The organism is Paenibacillus sp. ACRRX (genome assembly GCF_022346885.1).
Classification (GTDB): domain Bacteria; phylum Bacillota; class Bacilli; order Paenibacillales; family Paenibacillaceae; genus Paenibacillus_B.
Map to the genome: position 1 here is coordinate 929,565 of NZ_JAKRNK010000001.1, position 18,794 is coordinate 948,358.

An 18,794-nucleotide genomic window follows, 5' to 3' on the forward strand; every position below is an offset into this window, starting at 1 on the left:
GACGGTTTAGAGATGGGAGGGTACGATGATGTAGTATTAATTGAGAAAGATAATCATTACTGATCGGAGAGAGAACATGATCCATTATAAGCAGAGACGATGGGGAGTCATTTTAATTACGATATTCCTAGTTATACTGAGTGGGTGCAGTGGAGAGAGTCAGTCCGCACAGTCCGAATCAACGACCAATACGGCTGTGACAACAAACAGTGGGGATTCCGGCCAAACAGCCAAGAATACATCTCCTCAGACAAAACAGAATTCCACTGTGGATACAGAAGCCCAGACTCGTATCGTTTCAACGGTACATGGCGACGTTGAGATACCGGCCAATCCACAGCGCATCGTTACGCAAGGTTATTTGGCTGACTTTCTGGCACTAGGCGTTAAGCCAGTTGGTGCTCCTTATTGGGAGATCGAGAGTCCGTATGTCAAGTCGTTATCGGCGGGAATTGAGGACATCGGCCAGATTGATGGCGGTTCCGTGGAGAAGATGTTATCGCTTAGCCCTGACTTGATCGTCACAGTTGGCGGAGATGACAAACTAAACGAACAGTACCGCAAGATTGCGCCAACTGTAGTGATTCCCTACGGCACCTATCACGAGGTGCACATTGAAATGAGAGCGTTTGGAAAGATGATCGGCAAAGAGAAGGAGGCCGAAGCATGGCTAACGGAATTTGACGAGCAGGTAAAAAAGGCAAAGGATGCAATAAAAGGTGTCGTGAAGGAAGGTATAACCTTTACCATCATGGGTCCTTTTGGCAAAGACTTCTATATTTATGGTGATACCGTCAACCGGGGCGGACAAGCCATACATCAGCAATTGGGTCTGACCCCGACTCCAAAGGTGAAGCAGGATTTGATTGATAAAAAGATCAATGCGCTGAGTATTTCGGAGGAGAAGATGGCGGACTATGCTGGGGATTATATTTTCCTGGATATTTCAGGTGGTGCCGAGTTCGACGAGAAGTCACCAGTGTGGGCTTCCCTTGAGGCGGTTAAGAACAAAAGAGTATTTAAGCTGGATGGTGACCGATTCTGGCCGTATGACCCAATTGCTGTCCAATCGCAGGTGCAAGAGGTAGCAGCGATGATTCAGGACCGTCTGGGTACGAAAAAGTAACAGCCAAATTTTATAGATCCTCCAACTGAAGTTGTCATTCTATCGAAACATGGGTGGAATGGTCAGCTTCTTTTACTTTTTTGATGAAAAAAATACTAATCGGTCTGTTCCAAATCTAGCATTGAAGCTGAGAATTGTTATCAACTATAATAAGAGGAGGATTGCTAAGCTTTAGGTGTTAGCATCTGGTCATGGTGTACTAAGAAAGAGAGGATGCAACGATGAACCTTAACGATCTGATTCAGCTGTGGAATCATGCATCCATGAAAGTGATGGACGTTCGTCATTACACGGTGCGACCGAGGAAAGAATCATATACATATCCGCTGCCGACTAGTGTATTTTTGTATGCTGTACGAGGCGATGCGCAAGTACAAGTGCAGCATATCCATTATACAGTTCGCAGTGTGCAGCTGATACATGGAGGCAAAGGACTAACCCTTGATCTGTTGGTGACGGACAGTGAATTTGAGTATTATCTGATTTATTATAAAGCGGTGCTTGCATTGCCCTGCCGTCAAGATATTGTTGGTCTGCTGGAGCGGAGCAATGTGTTTCAAATGCCATATACGTTTACGCCGCAAGAACCCATTTCCTTACTGTATCTGGCGGACAAGCTACTACAGACATGGAACAGCGCGGAGATGGATGCTTTAAGGCCTTTTCATGCAAGAACCATATTTCATCAGTTCGTCTGTGAGCTGCTGCAGCAAATGAATGGACAGCATGATTCGTATGTGAAGCCTGACCTGGTTATGCAGGCAAAGCAGTATATTTATGATCATTATGCCGAGCCGATTACGCTGGAGGCGCTTGCTGCTGCGCTGAATTACAGCATTCCGTATTTATCCAAGCAGTTTAAGCTGAGCACAGGACAGAGTCCGATCGATTATCTGATTGACGTTAGACTCAACAAGGCGCAGGAACTGCTTTCACAGACGGATGCGACAGTGCAAGAGGTTGCTGTAGGTGTTGGTTACATGGACCTCTCTTATTTTATAAGAGCCTTTAAGAAGCATGCGGGTTGTACGCCAGGTCAATATAAAGAACATAGACACCGTAATCGGGGAAGCTCAGATAATCCTATGACGAGGCTAAGATCAGTCCTTGTTCCCTCTCTCCATCCCAACTACAATACATTTATTAGTGAAAATGATTATCAATTAGTTGAAGGGGAGAAAGAGCAAATGTTAAAACAGGGTACAAGGTGGAAGATTCCGATGCTCATGTTGGGAATCGCCTTGTTTTTAGGTGCTTGTTCCGGAACGACAAATGTCATTAGTGGATCTAACGGATCTAATTCTACGCAGTCTGCACAGCAAACTACTGAAGCTTCGACGCAGAAGAACGAATCAGTTACGCAGCAATGGCCGCGAACCTATAAAGACGGAGCAGGCAGGGACGTTGTGATTAACTCGGAACCGAAGAAGATAGTGGTGACTCATTTTGGGATGATGGAGTATTTCTTTGCACTCGATACCCCGCCAATCGCTTCTACGCTTGCGGATCGAATGCTGTCATCGTTTGAAACGCTTAAGCCTTATGCCAAGATGAAAGTCAAAGATATCGGGGAAGTGACAACGCCTGATCTGGAAATGATGGCAGAGCTTGGCCCTGACCTCATTGTGGCTTTTGCGGGCACACATAACGATGTATATGAGGATTTAAGCAAAATATCGCCAGTTGTGATGATTAACAACGCAGATTGGGATTGGTCAGAGACACTGCGTCAATATGCGCAATTAATCGGAAAGGAGCAGCTGGCGGAGGACTATATCACCAAGCTACAATCTTTGATGAAGGAGACCAAAACGAAACTGTCAACAATTCAGGACAAGACGGTGACGTTCTTAAGACCGACCGGAGACGGCAATACCTTCTATGTACTGGATGATAGTACAGTGAACTATGTATATGATCAAGCGAATGGTCTTGGCATGAAGACGCCGGGTACCTATAAGCTTGAAGGGGACGTGGTGTCGCTTGAGGGGATCACACTTCTAGATCCGGATTATATTTTTATCGTGGATCATGTAGAAGATTTTGATGCCCATATCACAGAGTTGAATAAGAGCAAGGTGTGGAAGTCTTTGAAGGCGGCAAAAGGGAATCATGTCTTTCCACTCGATGTATCGATTAGTACGCAGGGACCGCTCGCAATCGAGCATACGACCAAGCAATTAATCCGATTCCTAACAAAGTAATTAAAGTTTGACCTATACAGGGTAACTTGAGGAAGTGGGGGGATTCGAAGTGCAGCCAGTGTTCGTTAAGGATTCGTTGAAGGAACGAGAGTTGTTCATTTATTTACCTGAGGGATATGAGAAAGGCGAACAGCGTTATCCTGTCGTCTATGTGCAGGATAGCGGTGACTTGATTGATCCGCAGGAAAGTGGCTCTCTGCAAGCTGTTAGGGAACTGGCAGCTAGGCAGGAGTTACCGGGCATAATTTTTGTTGGCATTGCGTCGTTCGACCGTAATGAGGAGTATACACCGTTTGTTGCAACGAATGTATTTGATCCCACACGGAATTTTGGTGGAAATGCAGCAGGGTATGCTGCTTACATCGTAGATGAGTTGAAGCCCTATATCGACAGCAAGTATCGGACACTGTCAGACCAGAAGCATACAGGGATAATGGGATTTTCCCTCGGTGGCCTCATTTCATTTTATACAGGGATGCTGTATCCGGACGTATTTGGCCGAATTGGCAGCTTCTCTGGCTCTTTCTGGTTCCCCGGTATCGTGGAATGGGTACAGCAGCATCCCATTCGTAATACGGGCCAACGCTTGTATATGAATGTCGGACACGCCGAAGGAAGCGGGCGGACGAACGGTCAGCAGTGGATGGTGCCAAACACGAAGACAGTATACGAGCATTTGCTGCAGCATGGCTTCTCAGAGCATACGATTCGTCAAGATATTTATGAGAGTGACTTTCATTCTTTTGAGCGCGGAGTACGTTATGTGCCTTGGGCGCTGCAGTGGTTGTTTAACGGGGAATGACTGGTGGTAATACCATTTACTAGCAAAATTACAAGCGTAAGAGGCTGCATGAGCAGTCTCTTTTTGTCTAAGGGCATGGAAGCGGACAACTAGCTTGGAGACTACGATAGAACCATTTGCTGCAAAGTACAACTTGCCAAAATAAAAGAAGTAAGCTATATTGAATGTAATTAGATAATCTAACTATATGGGTGAGGAGCTGTGCAAGTGAATCGAAAGCCTGCCAAAGAATACACAACAGAGCAGCAGCTGCCTAGACTGGGGACCGCTCCGTATTTGAAGCTGATGGAACGTACTGCCGCAGCAGAGACGAATCAATATGCAGCTCATTTGGGGCTGATTATGTTATGGCTGGGAGATAGCGTCTTGGATCTGGTGGATCATGACTTGTCCTCTTTTGACATTACCGAAAGCAAGCTGGATCTGCTGTTGTTATTGTCTCTCCACGACGCTCAGGAGTTGGTAACACCATCGTCGATTGCAGATCGCTTGGGTATTCGACGTTCCTCTGTTACATCATTACTGATTTGGTTGGAGAAAAGGAATTGGATTATTCGTGAACCCTACGCGAAAGACGGTCGTATGACCCACGTTCGGATCAGCCCTGAAGGCAGCTTGTTATTACAGCAAGTATTGCCTACGTTCTGGTCAACCTGTGCATCCCTGGTAGAAGAATTAAATAAAGAGGAGCAGGAGGTGTTCAGGAACGTTCTAGTTAAGCTAAATAAAAATATTGAAAATCGACTAGGAACAGGAAGATAATTTTTTTGCTCATATAGTTAGACAATCTAATTACATGGAAATCCATCCATTTTGGATCGAGCAGCATTTACGTTTATTTTGAAATGAAGGTACGTGATCACAATGAAACACACACAACATTCGATGAATCAGCAGCAGACGCGTGCGCATCATTTGATTACGCTGCGCACAATGGTAAAGGAGATGTTCCTGCACACCCGGGCGCAATGGGTCTTGCTTGTGATTGGTGCTATCTCTGTCATTGCCATCTCCGTACTTGAATTTACGATTCCTCAGCTGACCAAGCATATTATCGATCAGATCATTCCTGATAAAAGGTATGCTGCACTGTTGGAAACGGGAGGTCTTATTCTGTTGGCGGGACTGCTGTTAGGGGCTTTTAACTTCGGCAGCAGTTATGTGATGACACTTGTCAGTCAGAAAGCTGTTTTTCAGCTGCGGAACAAGCTGTATAAACATACCTTAAGTTTGGATCTAACGTTTTTTGATCGCAATCGCACTGGGGACCTGATGACAAGGTTAACAGGTGATGTGAATCAGCTGCAAGAGCTGGTTTCAGCCGACAGCCTGTCCATCCTTGCAGATATGATTACTTTTGTTGCGATTATTGGATACTTGTTTTACACGGACTGGGAACTGGCGCTTCTGACCCTGATTACACTGCCTTTTTTATTTATCACATCCCGATTTTTCAGTCTGCGGATTAAAAGTGCGTATCGGGCGGTTCGTCGTATATCGGCGGAATTAAACAACTCGCTTCAAGATACGTTGTCTGGCATTCGAATGATCAAGTCTTTTGCTAGTGAAGATAATGAGGCCAAGGCGTTTACGAAATGGAGTGAACAGCATCGGGCAGCAACCGTCTCGGCATCTCGGCTATCAGCGATCTTCGCGCCAATTATTGATTGGCTGAATCATGTAGGCATGACCATCGTGCTTCTGTTCGGAGCGTGGCAGATCATGCACAATCGCATGACTGTAGGTGAGATTATAGCTTACTTGGCCTACTTGCGCCTGCTGCAAGCTCCTATTCGCTCTTTCAGCAGATTGATTACTAAATTACAGCAATCTGCAGCGGCATTTGAACGAATTCAAGAAGTGCTGGCAGTTGTTCCGGAGGTTTGTGATAAGGAAGGTGCCATTGCTCTTCCTCCTGTTAAGGGAGAAATTGTGTTTGATGATGTGGAGTTTTCGTATGAAGAGGGCAGACCTATTTTGCAGAACTTCCACTTGCGGCTGCGGCGTAATCAGACGACAGCTCTAGTTGGCTCATCAGGCTCAGGCAAATCAACAATTGCATATCTGATTGCCCGATTATATGACGTCCAGCGTGGCGATATCTATATTGACGGCCATCCATTAACAGAAGTGACAGTAAAATCACTTCGCCAGCAGATGGGCATTGTGTCGCAGGAAGTCATCCTGCTGAATGGCACGATTCGTGACAATATCGCATACGGCAGGCCAGAAGCAACAGCTGAAGAAATTACAGCAGCTGCGGTGGCCGCAAATGCTCATGAATTTATTACTGCATTTCCAGAAGGATACGATACGCCGATAGGGGAAAGAGGGGTTAAGCTTTCAGGTGGTCAAAAGCAAAGATTGTCCATTGCTAGAGCCTTCCTGACGAATCCGCGCATTCTCATCCTGGATGAAGCTACGGCTGCTCTTGATACGGAATCGGAACAACATATTCAGCGTGCGCTGTCCTTGCTCCTGCCGGGGCGCACCTGTCTGGTGATTGCCCATCGACTCTCGACGATTCAGAACGCGGACCAGATCGTTGTGCTGGAGCACGGTCAGATTATGGAGCTTGGAAATCATGAAACACTGCTCCAGCAAAAGGGGAGATACCAAGCACTTTACGATATGCAATTTCCGATCAAGTCCACTTTTGAAACCATATTAAAATAGAGGTGTAACATGAATAACCTTACAAATGCATCGGCTTCAAACAGAAATTATTCGCTTATGACCATCATACTATGCTGGTCTGGCCTTGCCGTCATGTCCAGTTTGTACGTCACGATTCCACTTATTTCTGTGTTCGCACAGCTTTACAGTATATCGCCAACACAGGCTGCGGCTGCGGGCAGCACCTTTTCGATTGGCTTTGCGATCGGCTGCTTGATCTATGGGGCGCTGTCCGACAAATACGGACGGAAAGCCGTCATATTTGTGGGACTGCTTTTTCTAACTATGATCTCGTTACTCCTTGGATTTGTTGATCAATTTGCATGGATTCTCATTCTAAGAGGACTGCAAGGGGCAGCAGCAGCCACGTTCTCCCCAGTCGCTCTTGCCTATGCTGTAGAAATGTATCCTGCGGAAAAACGGGTTACGACTATCGGGTTTATCAGTACAGGATTTTTGGTAGCAGGGATAGTAGGGCAAGTGTTCAGCAGCGTGGTTAGCGAGCAGTATGGATGGAACGCAGTCTTTTATGTACTTGCAGTTGTATACGTATTAACTGCTGTCTTAGTGTTCTTCTTCCTACCAAAGGGAGGCGTTCATCAAGCTCATGCTAATATCTGGGAACCAATTAAGCAAATCGGCAGCGTATTTATCCAGAAACAACTGGTACTGTGTTATTTAGTAGCATTTGTACTGCTTATGTCTTTTGTAAGCATGTATACGGTGTTGGGCAGTTATTTAAGTCAAGCTCCATTTGAACTGAGCAAGCAAGAGATCCTGTATGTCCGAACCATTGGCATTTTAGGTATGCTCGTCTCTCCATTCGCTGGAAGAATATCCAAGCATCTTGGTATACGTGTCACGCTGCGTGTAGGGCTGCTGTTAGCCATCATAGGATTAGCCTCTATGGGGATGATTTCGAATTTGCCGCTGCTTGTAATCATGAGCATCGTCTTTGTGTCAGGCATTGCCATTGCTGTGCCATCGCTTGTATCGCTCGTTGGTCAACTGGGAGGGAAGATGCGGGGGATAGCGGTATCCGTTTATACGTTTATATTGTTTACAGGCACAAGCTTTGGTCCGATCATATCGCTTTATTTCATGAAGAGCGGCAGCTATCTGATTACATTTATCCTGCTGGCATGTATACTGTGCGTTGGTCTGCTGGCTGCCATGCTCATCAATCGGGAGGTTGCTGAGGAGATTAAACCGCCGGTGGCAGCAGTAGAGGTGTGATGTGTAAATAATAGGGAATATATATGGTGTTTGAGATTGAATAAACAGTAAAGTCCCCAAGGAGCATAACCACTTTCCGAGGGGACTTTTCATTCATAAAGGTGAATTCATCTTATTGTATATGCTAAATTCATAGAAATCTAATGTGTCAAAAATCCTATGCCGTCACTCCCGAATTATGTGTGGGTCACAAAGACAATGTTAGAGAAAATCCTGCCTTAGTCTTTTGTCAAGCAAGTAAATTAAACACAACAACGGCAAGTAAAACAAAAACGATAACAAAAGTGATTTTATATCCAACTTGTAGATGTGTGTTGTTTTTCTTCTTTTTCCAATAAAAAATTGGATATGCAATAGAGATCAAAATGATAAGTACTGCTAGTACAGTTGACAGTGTATTCATAATGTTCCTCCTTGCTTTTTCCATACTTATTAAGGTTTGATATCAAACTCATAGTGGTTCGATATCAAATATCGCCAACCACGTTACTGCTGCGTAAACTCCATTTCCTTTGTTATTGGCATTAAACCGTGTAGCCACTAAGTAAAAGTATCCAGATGTAGCCCCCGTAAATCCCGATACTGGAGGCAACCATGCAGTGGCACCTGTAATAATAGCCCCTCCAGCAGCTACAGTATTATAGTAGTCGATGGTTTGCAAAGTTTATTGGTTATTAAAGTTGCGATCATATCCCCACCAATAATAAGTCCATTGACCATAAACTGCAGATGTAGAAAGAGCATTATTATCTATAGACAAATCTGTGTGGATAACAATATCATCCTTTTGTACTTATTTTAATTACAATATGAATATTAACATAGTTATATTGGCAAATGAAGAGATAAAAGTAAAATGATTCAACATACCTAACGATATGTAACATTAGACAGTCTTGCTTCCTCCAAGAATACGACTCCGGCGTGTGTAAGCTGGACTTGCCTCTTGGAACGCTCAAACAACTGTACGCCGAGCTCATTTTCCAAGGCTTGAATTTGCTGAGTAAGAGGTGGCTGGGTCATATTTAATCTCTCCGCAGCATGGTTAAAATGAAGTTCTTCTGCAATTGCAATAAAGTACTTTAATTTACGTATGTCCATGATATTTCCCTTCGCTCCACTGATTGATGCTCCTATTAAGTATAAGGATTCCTGATCTCCAATAAAAGAGAACTAACACAACTGCAGGGTTTTACGAACAAGCCTCTGTGGCTTAGATGCCGCAGGGGCTTGTTTATGCTGCATAGGCTACGAGTTAGAGGGGGCCTGCGTGTGTAAATAGTCGGTTTTGATCTTCAGTGGAGCTTGTGACGTGGCATCACTTCATACGTGCGAGAATGTAAAGGACGGATCCCGATGTTTTATATTTCCATATGGCAATATTTTAGTTATAATAACATTGATAATGATTATCATTGTTATTATAGATATATATTAGCGATGGAAAGGGATGTGAACATGAGACATCATTTTTTTGTTGATAGTCCTGAGCGATTTGAAGAGACGATAAGACGGATGGCCATACAGCGTTACCGAGAAGATTATGGTCATATCCGTACTGTACATTATGAAATGTTGGAAAGATGGGGCACAGGGAGAGTTGAAGTCTATCGTGTACTGAATTGTGCAACGCTTATGTTATATGATGTTACCTTTCATGATGACGTCATCTTTGAATATGAGATGAAACGAGATTATTTTGGACTTTCCTATTGTATAGATGGGGAACTGGAGCTGCAGGAGCAGGGAGAAAATTTGGTTCATTTCAAGAGCAGCAGCCTATCGTTATCCAAATCCTGCGACATGCGAGGCTGTACACGTCATTATGGAGGCCAACGGTATCAAAGTGTATCGCTAACTGCGGATTCAGAGCAGATGTCTTTGCTATTTGGAAGCAGTGGTAGTGTCTTATGGGAGCAAGCCATCCACAGACTCGATAATGCCACCCGCCAACGCTACTTTATAGGGGTGCAAGCAAGTGCCGATATAATCGAGATCTTTAATCGTATCTACAATTGCCGTTTCCCGGAGAAATCAAAGATTCTTTATTATGAAGGCAAAGTCATGGAACTGCTATCTCTCCTGCTAGCCGTCGAACTGCCTAGACAGGAAGATATGGCAACATTTTTGCTGGATGATTATGAGATCCGTCAGATCCGGCTTGGTCATGACAAGTTGATGGAGACACTTGGAAATCCACCGACGTTGACAGAATTGTCCAAGGAGCTGGCCATCAGTCGGAACAAGCTGACCAAAGGCTACAAGTTGATATTTGGTCAAACCATCTATGTCCATTACCGCAAAACATGTATGCAAAATGCTACCGCTATGCTGGCCAACTTAAATAAATCTATCCAGGATATCGCGCTGGATGTGGGATACTCCAATGCCAGTAACTTCTGCAACGCCTTTAAACGCGAGTTCGGCTTGACCCCCTTGCAGTATCGTAAATCCAAATTAAAACGATTTCATCCTCAAACAAGTACGCATGCAACATAAATGGTGCGTGCTGCACAACAATTAAATATCATCCTCCGTTATAGTGATGGTGTATCCGGTTTTCGAATGACAGCATATTGGGGGATGTTTTGTCTGAATGTGTCGAGAGGCAAGGGGGGTCCAGCATGATGCTTAGCCATCGGATGGTCAAGGGAGCGGTAGACATTGTTTTTACTCTGCTTGTCGTAAGTATACTATCCTTCCTGCTAATGCGTGTATCACCTATTGATCCCGCAGAAGCATTTGCCATTAGAAATACGCTCCAACCATCATCAGACATGATTGCAGAGCTAAGAAAAGAGTTGGGATTAGATGGCCCATTAGGTGTTCAATACGCAACTTGGCTGAATCATGCACTTCATTTTGACTTTGGCAAGTCGCTAATGAATAACAAGCCGGTACTGGACCAATTTATTGCTACGATACCGTTCACATTCCGCATCGTGGCCTTATCCGCCGTACTCCAAGCAGTGGGAGCGATCATACTTGGATGTGCTGGCTACATGCTGCGCCATCGATGGTCTGGCGTTGTGGTTAGAGTAATCACGATTGCATGCATCTCGATACCAGGCTTCTATCTGGCTACTGTTTACCTGGATATTGTTGCAGTTAAGCTGCATTGGATATCGGTTGTGGGCGACGAGAGCTTGCTGAAGGTATGGCACCCGGCGTTCTGCCTGGCTGTTCCGATGGCTGCTTTCTATGGACGATTGCTTACTGGCCTGCTGGTCAAGGAGATGGAAGAAGATTATGTGATGTATGCGCGCTGTCAAGGGCTGAATGAGAACTATATTTTGTTCCGCCACGGTATGCCGCACGTGCTCCTTGCTCTGCTGCCTAACTTTATGCAGAGCATTGGATTTACGGTGGCAGGGGCAACTATTATTGAACAAATCTTTTCTGTACCTGGGATCGGCAATGTCATTATCACAAGTGTAATTAACCGTGATGCCCCGATGATTCACTTTTCGATTCTGCTGCTTGCAGCAGTCTTTATGCTGACGAGCCGGATGTCAGACGCAGCTCGGCTGTGGCTCAATCGAGATGCGATAAGGGGGAACAGGGAATGAGCGGCTGGCAAAAGCTACGAATCAGTACAGCTGTGCTCGTATTGTTAGTATGCGCATTTGCTTATATGTTGGCACCACATGATCCCCACTTGGTTGATATCGGCAAGCGGCTGCTACCTCCTAGTGCGGAGTATCCGTTTGGTACCGATTCGATGGGCCGCTGTGTGTTGTCAAGGGTATTGTATGGAGGCAAGACGACTCTTGGCATTGTGCTGCTGACATGGTTGACAACTATAATCGTAGGGATGCCGATAGGTATCGCATTCGGATTTTGGCGTGGGAGACTGCGTTGGCTGGGGGACAGTTTATTAAATGTGTTTGCTTCGTTCCCACCGATTGTGTACCTGATCGTTTGGATTGGGGCTTGGGGAAGTGGTTTGTACACGGTAGTCGTTTCATTATCCATCGCATCACTTGTTAGTCTCATCAAGCTTGTGAAGGCGAAAACGGAGCTGGAACGAGAGAAAGCGTACGTATATTGTGCAGCAGCAGCTGGGGCAACTCGTTTGCGTATTATGTTCTGGCACTTGCCGCCTAACTTGGTTCGGGACGCTGCCGTTCTGCTTAGTTTGATCAGCTCGGATATGATTTTGATGATTAGTGGCTTTTCTTTTATTGGGTTAGGACTTGAACAGAATGGCATTGACTGGGGCGCTATGATGCTAAATGGCCGGGAAGTTGCGATGCTGCGTCCAGATTTAATGTTGTATCCGCTGGTTTTTATTTTTATGTGCGCATTTGCCTTTAATGTATTGGGAGAAGAGCTGAAGTAGGAGTGGATGGGCGATATTAAGCTTGAATCGAATCGGTGTGTCTGCTGCTGATGGAAAAAGATTGTTACACGAAATTACTTGTCACGTGCAGCGTGGGACAGCCATAGGTGTGACGGGAGAAAGCGGATCTGGGAAGACCACTTTATTAAAGGCGACAATGGGCGTATTAGGTAAAGAATGTACGCTGGATAGTGGAAATATGATATTAGATGGATGCGACCTGGCTGCACTTGCTGCAGTTGACAGAAGAAAGGTGGCTGGCAAGTCGATAGGCTTTATTCCGCAGCTGCCAATGACGGCATTTGACTCACGACTTCGTATAGGCAGCCAAATTCAAGCTGTATTCCGCAAACGGCTTGGCCTGAACCGATTGGACGCGGCACAGCTTGCACAGTTGAAGTTAAGACAGGTCCAACTTTCCGAGGTTGAACGTGTGATGCGGAGCCGACCAGGAGAACTGTCCGGCGGTATGCTGCAGCGAGTTGCGCTTGCGATTCTGTTCGGCCTGAATCCGCCCTACATGTTGGCCGATGAGCCAACGGCTGCATTAGATCCTGACAATCGGGCGGCTGTGATTCAGCTGTTGCTGGCCTTCAAACAGACGTCAGGACTCCTAATTGTGTCGCACGATGTTGAGGTGCTGGAACGCATTTGCGATCAAGTACACGTCTTGTACAATGGCGAGTTTGTGGAACAAGGAACGATGAAACAATTGCTTGATCAGCCACGGCATATCTGGACTTCACAGTTTGCACGCAGTGTTGCGCAGCAGGAGAAAGGATACTGGTTATGGGAGAAATCCAAGTATCAAAGTTAAGCATGAGTTATGCTCAGCATCAACGTTTATCGTTAAAGGTGTTAAATGAAATTACCTTTCACTGGCGTGAAGGCGAGAATATTGCAATTATGGGCAGCAGCGGCAGTGGGAAGAGCACACTAGCCCGTCTGCTGCTAGGATTGGAGCGTCCTGTATCGGGAGAGATTGTACTAGATGGAATTAATCTAGTTGGGTTGAGTCCCAAGGCATGGCGTTCCTATCGTAAAGTTATACAAGGTGTATTTCAGGATGCTTCTGGCACGCTGAATCCTCGGTTGTCCGCGTATCGGAATATGGAAGAAGCGTTATTGAATCTGACCGATAAAACTCCGCGGGAGCGCAGAAGAGAGATTGAAGCACTGATGGAACGGTTTAATCTGGAGAAGGCCATTCTCCAAGTACCGGTGCGATCACTCAGTGGCGGGCAACAGCGCAGAGTGTCACTGTTAAGAGCATTGTCGGTTAAACCACGTTATTTAATACTCGATGAAGTGCTGAGCGGCTTGGATACCGTGTCAAGTGATGCCGTTTTGGCTACTTTAGACGATTATCGGAAGTATTATGGCTGTTCTTATCTATTGATTACGCATGATCCTTACAGTGCTTATCGACTAGCAGACAGATGTTTACTAATAGAAAAAGGCCGTTTGACAGCCGAAGGTGTCAAAATGGAGCAAATGCAATCTGCCGTGCACGCCTAGTAAGCACAACAGAACACATATCAATCAAGCTAAATAAAAGGAGATTAAGATGAAAACCAACTTTTTTCGTATTCGGATAGTTGCTGCTTTTCTCTGTTTAATAATTGTGTTAAGCGCGTGTTCTACTAACGGATCTAAACAGGATAAAGATACGCTAGTCATTGGATATATCGGAGAACTGAGCAACTTTTATCCTACTATGACAGACATGCATAATAAACCGTTGATCCAGCTTGTATATGATATGCTTGTCCGTTACGAGAATGGGGAGATCAAGCCAGGACTCGCAACCGAATGGAAATTTAATGAGTCCGGAACAGAGCTTACATTTAAGGTAAGGCAAGGGGTAAAGTTTCATGATGGAGAAGCATTAAATGCAGCAGCAGTCATTGCTAATCTGGACTATTACCAGCATGAAGGCAATGCCTCGTTCCTTAAAGCAGTGTCTACAATCGACAAGTTGGAAGCTGTTGATGAATACACCGTCAAAATAACGTACAAAGCACCTTATTATCCTGTACTGCATGATTTTGCTACACAGTATTTGGCCATTGTGTCTCCGAAATCCATTATTAAAGATAACTATCAGTCCATGAATGGCACGATTGGAACGGGACCTTATATTCATGATTCTTTCAAGAAAGGCGAATACACCTCGTTTAAGAAAAACAAGGACTATTGGGGAGATAAACCTGCATATGAGCAGATCGTGGTGAAGTATGTGCCAGATTCAGCTACACGGCTGAAGGCACTGCAGACGGGTGAGGTTGACGTTATTTTCAGCTCCACGATGATTACGAACGATGAATTTAAACAAGCGACTTCGATGGCTGGCGTCAAAGGCAAGACATCTACGGGAAGCCACACTAGAGCATTGGCGATAAATGCTTCCAGCGAAAATTTAACTGATCTACGGGTTCGTGAAGCAATTGCATACGCGGTTAATAAGCAGGAGCTTGCAGAAGGATTAACCTACGGCAATGAGGCACCAGCCGATCAGATGTTTGATGGAAATATTCCTTATATTAAGCAGGGGTTACGAACTAAAAGAGCCTTTGATCTCCAGCAGGCTGCAGCACTATTGGATCAAGCGGGGTGGAAGCTGAACGAAGGAACAGGTTATCGAGAGTTAAATGGCAAGCCGAAGAAGCTGCGGTTCACGTATGAGACAGGAGATACGTTTAACAAGCAATTGGCTACAGCTTTGCAAGGGCAACTGAAGAAAGTCGGACTTCAGGTTGATGTGGAAGGCACAGATGTGATGACCTGGTGGACGGACTGTGTGGAAGGCAGATATGATATTACAATCTGGAATGCAAAGGGATCGCCAGAGGACCCTCATCATTTTGTTGGTCCTATGTTAGATCAGACTGCACATACAGCGTCAATGTCTAAACTGCCAGAGGTGGCTGATATGAAGAAGCGTATAACCGAAGTATTACATACACGTGATGAAGCAAAGATTACTTCAGGTTATGATTTTATTTTAAACTACTTAAATGACAACGTAATCGTTGTCCCCCTTACTAATGCTAAAGAGTTGATATTATATCGTACAGATAAAGTTGTGGATTACACGTTCGGAGGACTTGAAAATGGATTTAATCCGGTAGGCGTGCATAAACCGGCTGCTAACCAATAAGCAGAATAAGAGTATCAGATCAACCAGGTAAGGATGGTTATGATTAGCGAAATTATCTAACAGGCACATAATTGTAGGTAGACCGCCGTTTCCACCAGTAGGTGAATGAGGCGGTCTATTTTATTCTGTTTTAATGGTTTATAAACATAACGGAAACTAATTGTAGGCCGGTAATATGTGTTAGCCTGCTGCATGAAGTTAATGTTCAGCGTCCAGAACCCCGTTTCCAATTTTTGATGAAGATTTAGTGATTAGCCGTGCCCCCCAGAAGATGGCTGCCCCAAAAGCGAATCCACACGTTAGAAAAAGCGGCATAATGCTGCTGCCAGCATACAACAGGACACCGATCATTGGACCTGCAGCCATTCCTAAATACCGTATGAAATTGTACACGCCAATTGCGGTAGCACGCTCTTCTGGAAACAGCTCCGTAAGCAGGGTAGTAGGTATTGAACCTGTTAATCCCATAAAAAAGCCGAACAGACAAACATCTAAAATGAGAAAAGAAAGCGAGAGCTGTGCAGTAAACGCAAATAAAATAACGGATAAGGCGTGCAAGGCAAATCCATAGACCAGACTTTTTCGAGCTCCGATTCGGTGTAACATCCACCCACCGAGCTTGATGCTAATAATGGTGGAACAAGACATCATAAGCAGGATGACACCAGTCTTGGCAGGTTGAAACAAGTAAGTATTGTTTAATATTTGCGGTACAAAAGTCAAATAAATAAAATACACCATGAACTGAAAAAATCCAAATAGGAGTATGACCAAACTCACTGGGTTTTTAAAGATTAAAGAAAAGTGCTGGGTATTGCTTTGTTTTGAATGAGTGAATGCAGGTTTCGTTTCTGGTAATAAAATAAAGTTAGCGATTAATAGCATGAGACTGATTGCCGCCAACAATAGAAAAGTTGCGCCATATCCATACTGTTCCCCGATTACACCTCCTACTAGTGGGCCGATTGCAGGAGCGAGCATTAGCAATAATTGATAAGTAGCCATGCCTTGCGACAGTTGTTTTCCACGAAATAAATCACCGATAATTGCAGCCGCTACGACGGGAACTGCAGCTGCACCTACCCCCTGCAGCACACGGAAGAAGAGTAAATAACCAATAGTTGGAGCGTAAGCACAACCGATAGAAGCGATAATATACAGCACAAGAGAGGGAATAAGAACTGCTTTCCGCCCCTTTGTATCAGCTAGAGGCCCGAAGACAATCTGCATAACGGCTAAAGCTAACGTAAACAAAGAGACGGATAGACTAACCAAATAGCTTGTAGTATGCAGTTCTGCTTGTACTTGCAGGAGTAATGGATTGTACAAATTTTGTCCCAATGAAGCGATAAAAGCACTAAATCCAATTAGATACAAAATGACACGTAATTTCATCGTAATCCTCCTTTATATATGACTGACTAACAGTCAGTATGATGTATCTTACATGATTGACTTTGAGTCAGTCAACTATTAATATGAAAATGGGATGATGACAACAACTGAAAGAAGGATCTAAATGGCAAGAATAACGAAAAATCCTGAAGAACGAAAAGCGGAAATTATGGATGTCGCTTTAGAGTTATTTGCGCGTAAGGGCTTTGAACATACAGCAGTAAGCGATATCGTCAAAAAAATTGGAGTAGCGCAGGGCACGTTTTATTACTATTTCAAAACCAAAGAAGAGATCATGCTAGCGCTTATTAATCGCTCTTTGGTCGAGCATGAGGCGTCCGTTAAAGCTATTGATCAGGATGTAAACATGTCGCCCTTTGAAAAGGTTAACGCCATATTGTTTCCTCAACCAATCCACCAGAAAGTGGGGGATTTCCTTCATCATGAAAATAATGCTTGGATCCATCAGAAATTTCTAGTTAAAAAAATTAATGAAATGACACCCTATCTGTCACGTATACTGGCGGAAGGAACTAAAGTGGGAGCTTTTAAAGTGAAGCATCCGCAAGCAACAGCCCAATTCTTATTAACTGCGGTTAACTTTATGTTGGATCAGGGTATCTTTGCTTGGGACGATACGAACCTAGTTGAGAAGAAGAGAGCAGTGAAACAAATTGTTGAGAACATACTTCAAAAGGATACCGTGAACGAATAAAAAAATCATTACGGCAGCCAGAAAGACAAACAAATTGCACCCTACATGAAATTACCAGCATGAGTATTTTTTTGTGCTGCACTTATGGTTTGAAATATTGGCTTTTATCCCATCCTGTCTAATGGTAAATCCGATCAGAAGGGGGGAGAGAGAATGCCAAGTGATACTATTGCCGAGATCACCAAATCTAACAACAGGAAGCTCCTTTATCATTTTACAAGAGCGAGAAATCTACCGGCTATTGTTCATTTTGATGCACTATTTTCCAGCAATCACATTTACCCGCAAAATGCCGGTAAACGTCGCTTGGCACTGAAGGAAATCAACTATATGGGATACCTGATGGTTATGAATTCACATCTACGGATTCCTGACAGTATGATTGATCCTGCCTACACACAAGAACAATTTAGAGCATGCTTAGATCGCCATGTATTTTTTTGGCCAACATGGAAAGATTGTCAGAAGATGATAGATACCTATAAGAAAAGGGAACCGGATGAACAGTTTGTTATTCTGGTATGTGATGCATATTCGTTATTATTAGCGCATGCGGGCAGAGTGAAGCTTTCTAAATATGACTCAGGAAGTGCACCACGATTTCCTAAACATTGTACGTATAGAAAAAGTCCACATTTGTTTTTGCCTTTAGAGGATTTTAAGAAAAGAATGCATAAACAGGTGCCTGTAACTGCCTCAGAAATCAAAGAAGTACTAGTCGAAAGTCAGGTATTTAATTTGTCTGCCTATATACGTGCTGTGTACACCGGGGATCTTACATTTATACCTGAATGCTGGGGACATCTGACAAAGCCTTTACCAGTAACCTAAATTTTGTATGCGTTGAACAATCCCGACCTATGTTTATGAACAGGTATCGTGACTTCCTGTCCCTACCTATATATTGGGCTCAATGTGTGTTTTTGTCGCACCTATTTGATTTATGGAGGAAAGGGGGAGCAATGATGAGAGGCAGCGTCTCTCTTCCGCTGCAAAATAAGTCATTTCGCACTTTGTTTTCGGCACAGGCTATTTCAGATTTGGGTAGTTAGTTTGATTTTACTGTTTTATTTGTCCTGTTTGCTTACCATTGGGAGCTTGGGCCGTTTTATTTGGCTTTATTGCCCCGGCAATCGGG

General features: G+C 44.3%; 17 protein-coding genes and 1 pseudogene. 14 read left to right on the forward strand and 4 right to left on the reverse strand.

Annotated elements, in window-relative coordinates:
* Window positions 1-76 precede the first annotated feature (76 nt).
* The 6 genes from MH117_RS04260 (at window position 77) to MH117_RS04285 (ending at window position 8,044) form a co-directional block, all read left to right on the forward strand.
* Entirely contained in the window at window positions 77-1,126 is a 1,050-nt protein-coding gene (locus MH117_RS04260) for an ABC transporter substrate-binding protein (RefSeq protein WP_239327390.1), read from the forward strand.
* A 221-nt stretch (window positions 1,127-1,347) separates the two neighbouring features.
* A complete protein-coding gene (locus MH117_RS04265; protein ID WP_239327391.1) occupies window positions 1,348-3,330 on the forward strand; it encodes an AraC family transcriptional regulator in 1,983 nt (660 codons plus the stop codon).
* Window positions 3,331-3,379: 49 nt separating this feature from the next.
* Window positions 3,380-4,132 (forward strand): alpha/beta hydrolase, encoded by a 753-nt coding sequence (locus MH117_RS04270; RefSeq protein WP_239327392.1) that lies wholly within the window; start codon window positions 3,380-3,382, stop codon window positions 4,130-4,132.
* A gap of 207 nt (window positions 4,133-4,339) precedes the next feature.
* Complete coding sequence (locus MH117_RS04275) at window positions 4,340-4,894, forward strand: MarR family winged helix-turn-helix transcriptional regulator (RefSeq protein WP_239327393.1); 555 nt, start codon at window positions 4,340-4,342, stop codon at window positions 4,892-4,894.
* Between the two features lie 102 nt (window positions 4,895-4,996).
* Window positions 4,997-6,808 carry an ABC transporter ATP-binding protein gene (locus tag MH117_RS04280; protein ID WP_239327394.1) on the forward strand — a complete coding sequence of 604 codons (1,812 nt, stop codon included), beginning with the start codon at window positions 4,997-4,999 and terminating at the stop codon, window positions 6,806-6,808.
* A 9-nt stretch (window positions 6,809-6,817) separates the two neighbouring features.
* Entirely contained in the window at window positions 6,818-8,044 is a 1,227-nt protein-coding gene (locus MH117_RS04285; protein ID WP_239327395.1) for an MFS transporter, read from the forward strand.
* Window positions 8,045-8,273: 229 nt separating this feature from the next.
* On the opposite strand, the gene MH117_RS04290 is transcribed toward MH117_RS04285, so the two are convergent.
* From MH117_RS04290 to MH117_RS04300, 3 genes and pseudogenes are all read right to left on the reverse strand, one after another.
* Window positions 8,274-8,447, reverse strand: a complete 174-nt coding sequence (locus tag MH117_RS04290; protein ID WP_239327396.1) for a hypothetical protein — start codon at window positions 8,445-8,447, stop codon at window positions 8,274-8,276.
* Window positions 8,448-8,495: 48 nt separating this feature from the next.
* Window positions 8,496-8,705 carry a hypothetical protein gene (locus MH117_RS04295; RefSeq protein ID WP_239327397.1) on the reverse strand — a complete coding sequence of 70 codons (210 nt, stop codon included), beginning with the start codon at window positions 8,703-8,705 and terminating at the stop codon, window positions 8,496-8,498.
* Between the two features lie 233 nt (window positions 8,706-8,938).
* Window positions 8,939-9,145, reverse strand: a pseudogene (locus tag MH117_RS04300) (LysR family transcriptional regulator); the annotation flags it as partial.
* Window positions 9,146-9,502: 357 nt separating this feature from the next.
* Here MH117_RS04300 and MH117_RS04305 point away from each other — a divergent pair.
* The 6 genes from MH117_RS04305 (at window position 9,503) to MH117_RS04330 (ending at window position 15,546) form a co-directional block, all read left to right on the forward strand.
* A complete protein-coding gene (locus MH117_RS04305; RefSeq protein WP_239327398.1) occupies window positions 9,503-10,543 on the forward strand; it encodes a helix-turn-helix transcriptional regulator in 1,041 nt (346 codons plus the stop codon).
* A gap of 125 nt (window positions 10,544-10,668) precedes the next feature.
* On the forward strand, window positions 10,669-11,613 hold the full coding sequence (locus tag MH117_RS04310) for an ABC transporter permease (protein ID WP_239327399.1): 945 nt from the start codon (window positions 10,669-10,671) through the stop codon (window positions 11,611-11,613).
* Entirely contained in the window at window positions 11,610-12,386 is a 777-nt protein-coding gene (locus MH117_RS04315) for an ABC transporter permease (protein WP_239327400.1), read from the forward strand. Before MH117_RS04310 ends, MH117_RS04315 begins: the two co-directional genes overlap by 4 nt.
* A 22-nt stretch (window positions 12,387-12,408) precedes the next feature.
* Window positions 12,409-13,203 carry an ATP-binding cassette domain-containing protein gene (locus MH117_RS04320; protein ID WP_239327401.1) on the forward strand — a complete coding sequence of 265 codons (795 nt, stop codon included), beginning with the start codon at window positions 12,409-12,411 and terminating at the stop codon, window positions 13,201-13,203.
* 2 nt (window positions 13,204-13,205) lie between these two features.
* Window positions 13,206-13,904 (forward strand): ATP-binding cassette domain-containing protein, encoded by a 699-nt coding sequence (locus MH117_RS04325; protein WP_239327402.1) that lies wholly within the window; start codon window positions 13,206-13,208, stop codon window positions 13,902-13,904.
* A gap of 49 nt (window positions 13,905-13,953) precedes the next feature.
* Entirely contained in the window at window positions 13,954-15,546 is a 1,593-nt protein-coding gene (locus MH117_RS04330; RefSeq protein WP_239327403.1) for an ABC transporter substrate-binding protein, read from the forward strand.
* Between the two features lie 198 nt (window positions 15,547-15,744).
* Here MH117_RS04330 and MH117_RS04335 read toward each other — a convergent pair whose 3' ends face one another.
* The gene (locus MH117_RS04335; RefSeq protein ID WP_239327404.1) at window positions 15,745-16,941 is read right to left on the reverse strand and encodes an MFS transporter; all 1,197 of its coding nucleotides are present in this window, start codon (window positions 16,939-16,941) and stop codon (window positions 15,745-15,747) included.
* 124 nt (window positions 16,942-17,065) lie between these two features.
* On the opposite strand from MH117_RS04335, the gene MH117_RS04340 reads away from it, so the two are divergent.
* Both MH117_RS04340 and MH117_RS04345 read left to right on the forward strand, forming a co-directional pair.
* Complete coding sequence (locus MH117_RS04340; RefSeq protein ID WP_239327405.1) at window positions 17,066-17,656, forward strand: TetR/AcrR family transcriptional regulator; 591 nt, start codon at window positions 17,066-17,068, stop codon at window positions 17,654-17,656.
* Between the two features lie 153 nt (window positions 17,657-17,809).
* The gene (locus MH117_RS04345; protein WP_239327406.1) at window positions 17,810-18,487 is read left to right on the forward strand and encodes a DUF7002 family protein; all 678 of its coding nucleotides are present in this window, start codon (window positions 17,810-17,812) and stop codon (window positions 18,485-18,487) included.
* The last annotated feature ends 307 nt before the right edge of the window (window positions 18,488-18,794 follow it).

Coding starts and splice junctions, on each gene's coding strand:
- MH117_RS04260 (WP_239327390.1), top strand. CDS start 77: ATGATCCATTATAAGCAGAGACGATGGGGAGTCATTTTAATTACGATA.
- MH117_RS04265 (WP_239327391.1), top strand. CDS start 1,348: ATGAACCTTAACGATCTGATTCAGCTGTGGAATCATGCATCCATGAAA.
- MH117_RS04280 (WP_239327394.1), top strand. CDS start 4,997: ATGAAACACACACAACATTCGATGAATCAGCAGCAGACGCGTGCGCAT.
- MH117_RS04285 (WP_239327395.1), top strand. CDS start 6,818: ATGAATAACCTTACAAATGCATCGGCTTCAAACAGAAATTATTCGCTT.
- MH117_RS04290 (WP_239327396.1), bottom strand. CDS start 8,447: ATGAATACACTGTCAACTGTACTAGCAGTACTTATCATTTTGATCTCT.
- MH117_RS04305 (WP_239327398.1), top strand. CDS start 9,503: ATGAGACATCATTTTTTTGTTGATAGTCCTGAGCGATTTGAAGAGACG.
- MH117_RS04310 (WP_239327399.1), top strand. CDS start 10,669: ATGATGCTTAGCCATCGGATGGTCAAGGGAGCGGTAGACATTGTTTTT.
- MH117_RS04315 (WP_239327400.1), top strand. CDS start 11,610: ATGAGCGGCTGGCAAAAGCTACGAATCAGTACAGCTGTGCTCGTATTG.
- MH117_RS04325 (WP_239327402.1), top strand. CDS start 13,206: ATGAGTTATGCTCAGCATCAACGTTTATCGTTAAAGGTGTTAAATGAA.
- MH117_RS04330 (WP_239327403.1), top strand. CDS start 13,954: ATGAAAACCAACTTTTTTCGTATTCGGATAGTTGCTGCTTTTCTCTGT.
- MH117_RS04335 (WP_239327404.1), bottom strand. CDS start 16,941: ATGAAATTACGTGTCATTTTGTATCTAATTGGATTTAGTGCTTTTATC.
- MH117_RS04340 (WP_239327405.1), top strand. CDS start 17,066: ATGGCAAGAATAACGAAAAATCCTGAAGAACGAAAAGCGGAAATTATG.
- MH117_RS04345 (WP_239327406.1), top strand. CDS start 17,810: ATGCCAAGTGATACTATTGCCGAGATCACCAAATCTAACAACAGGAAG.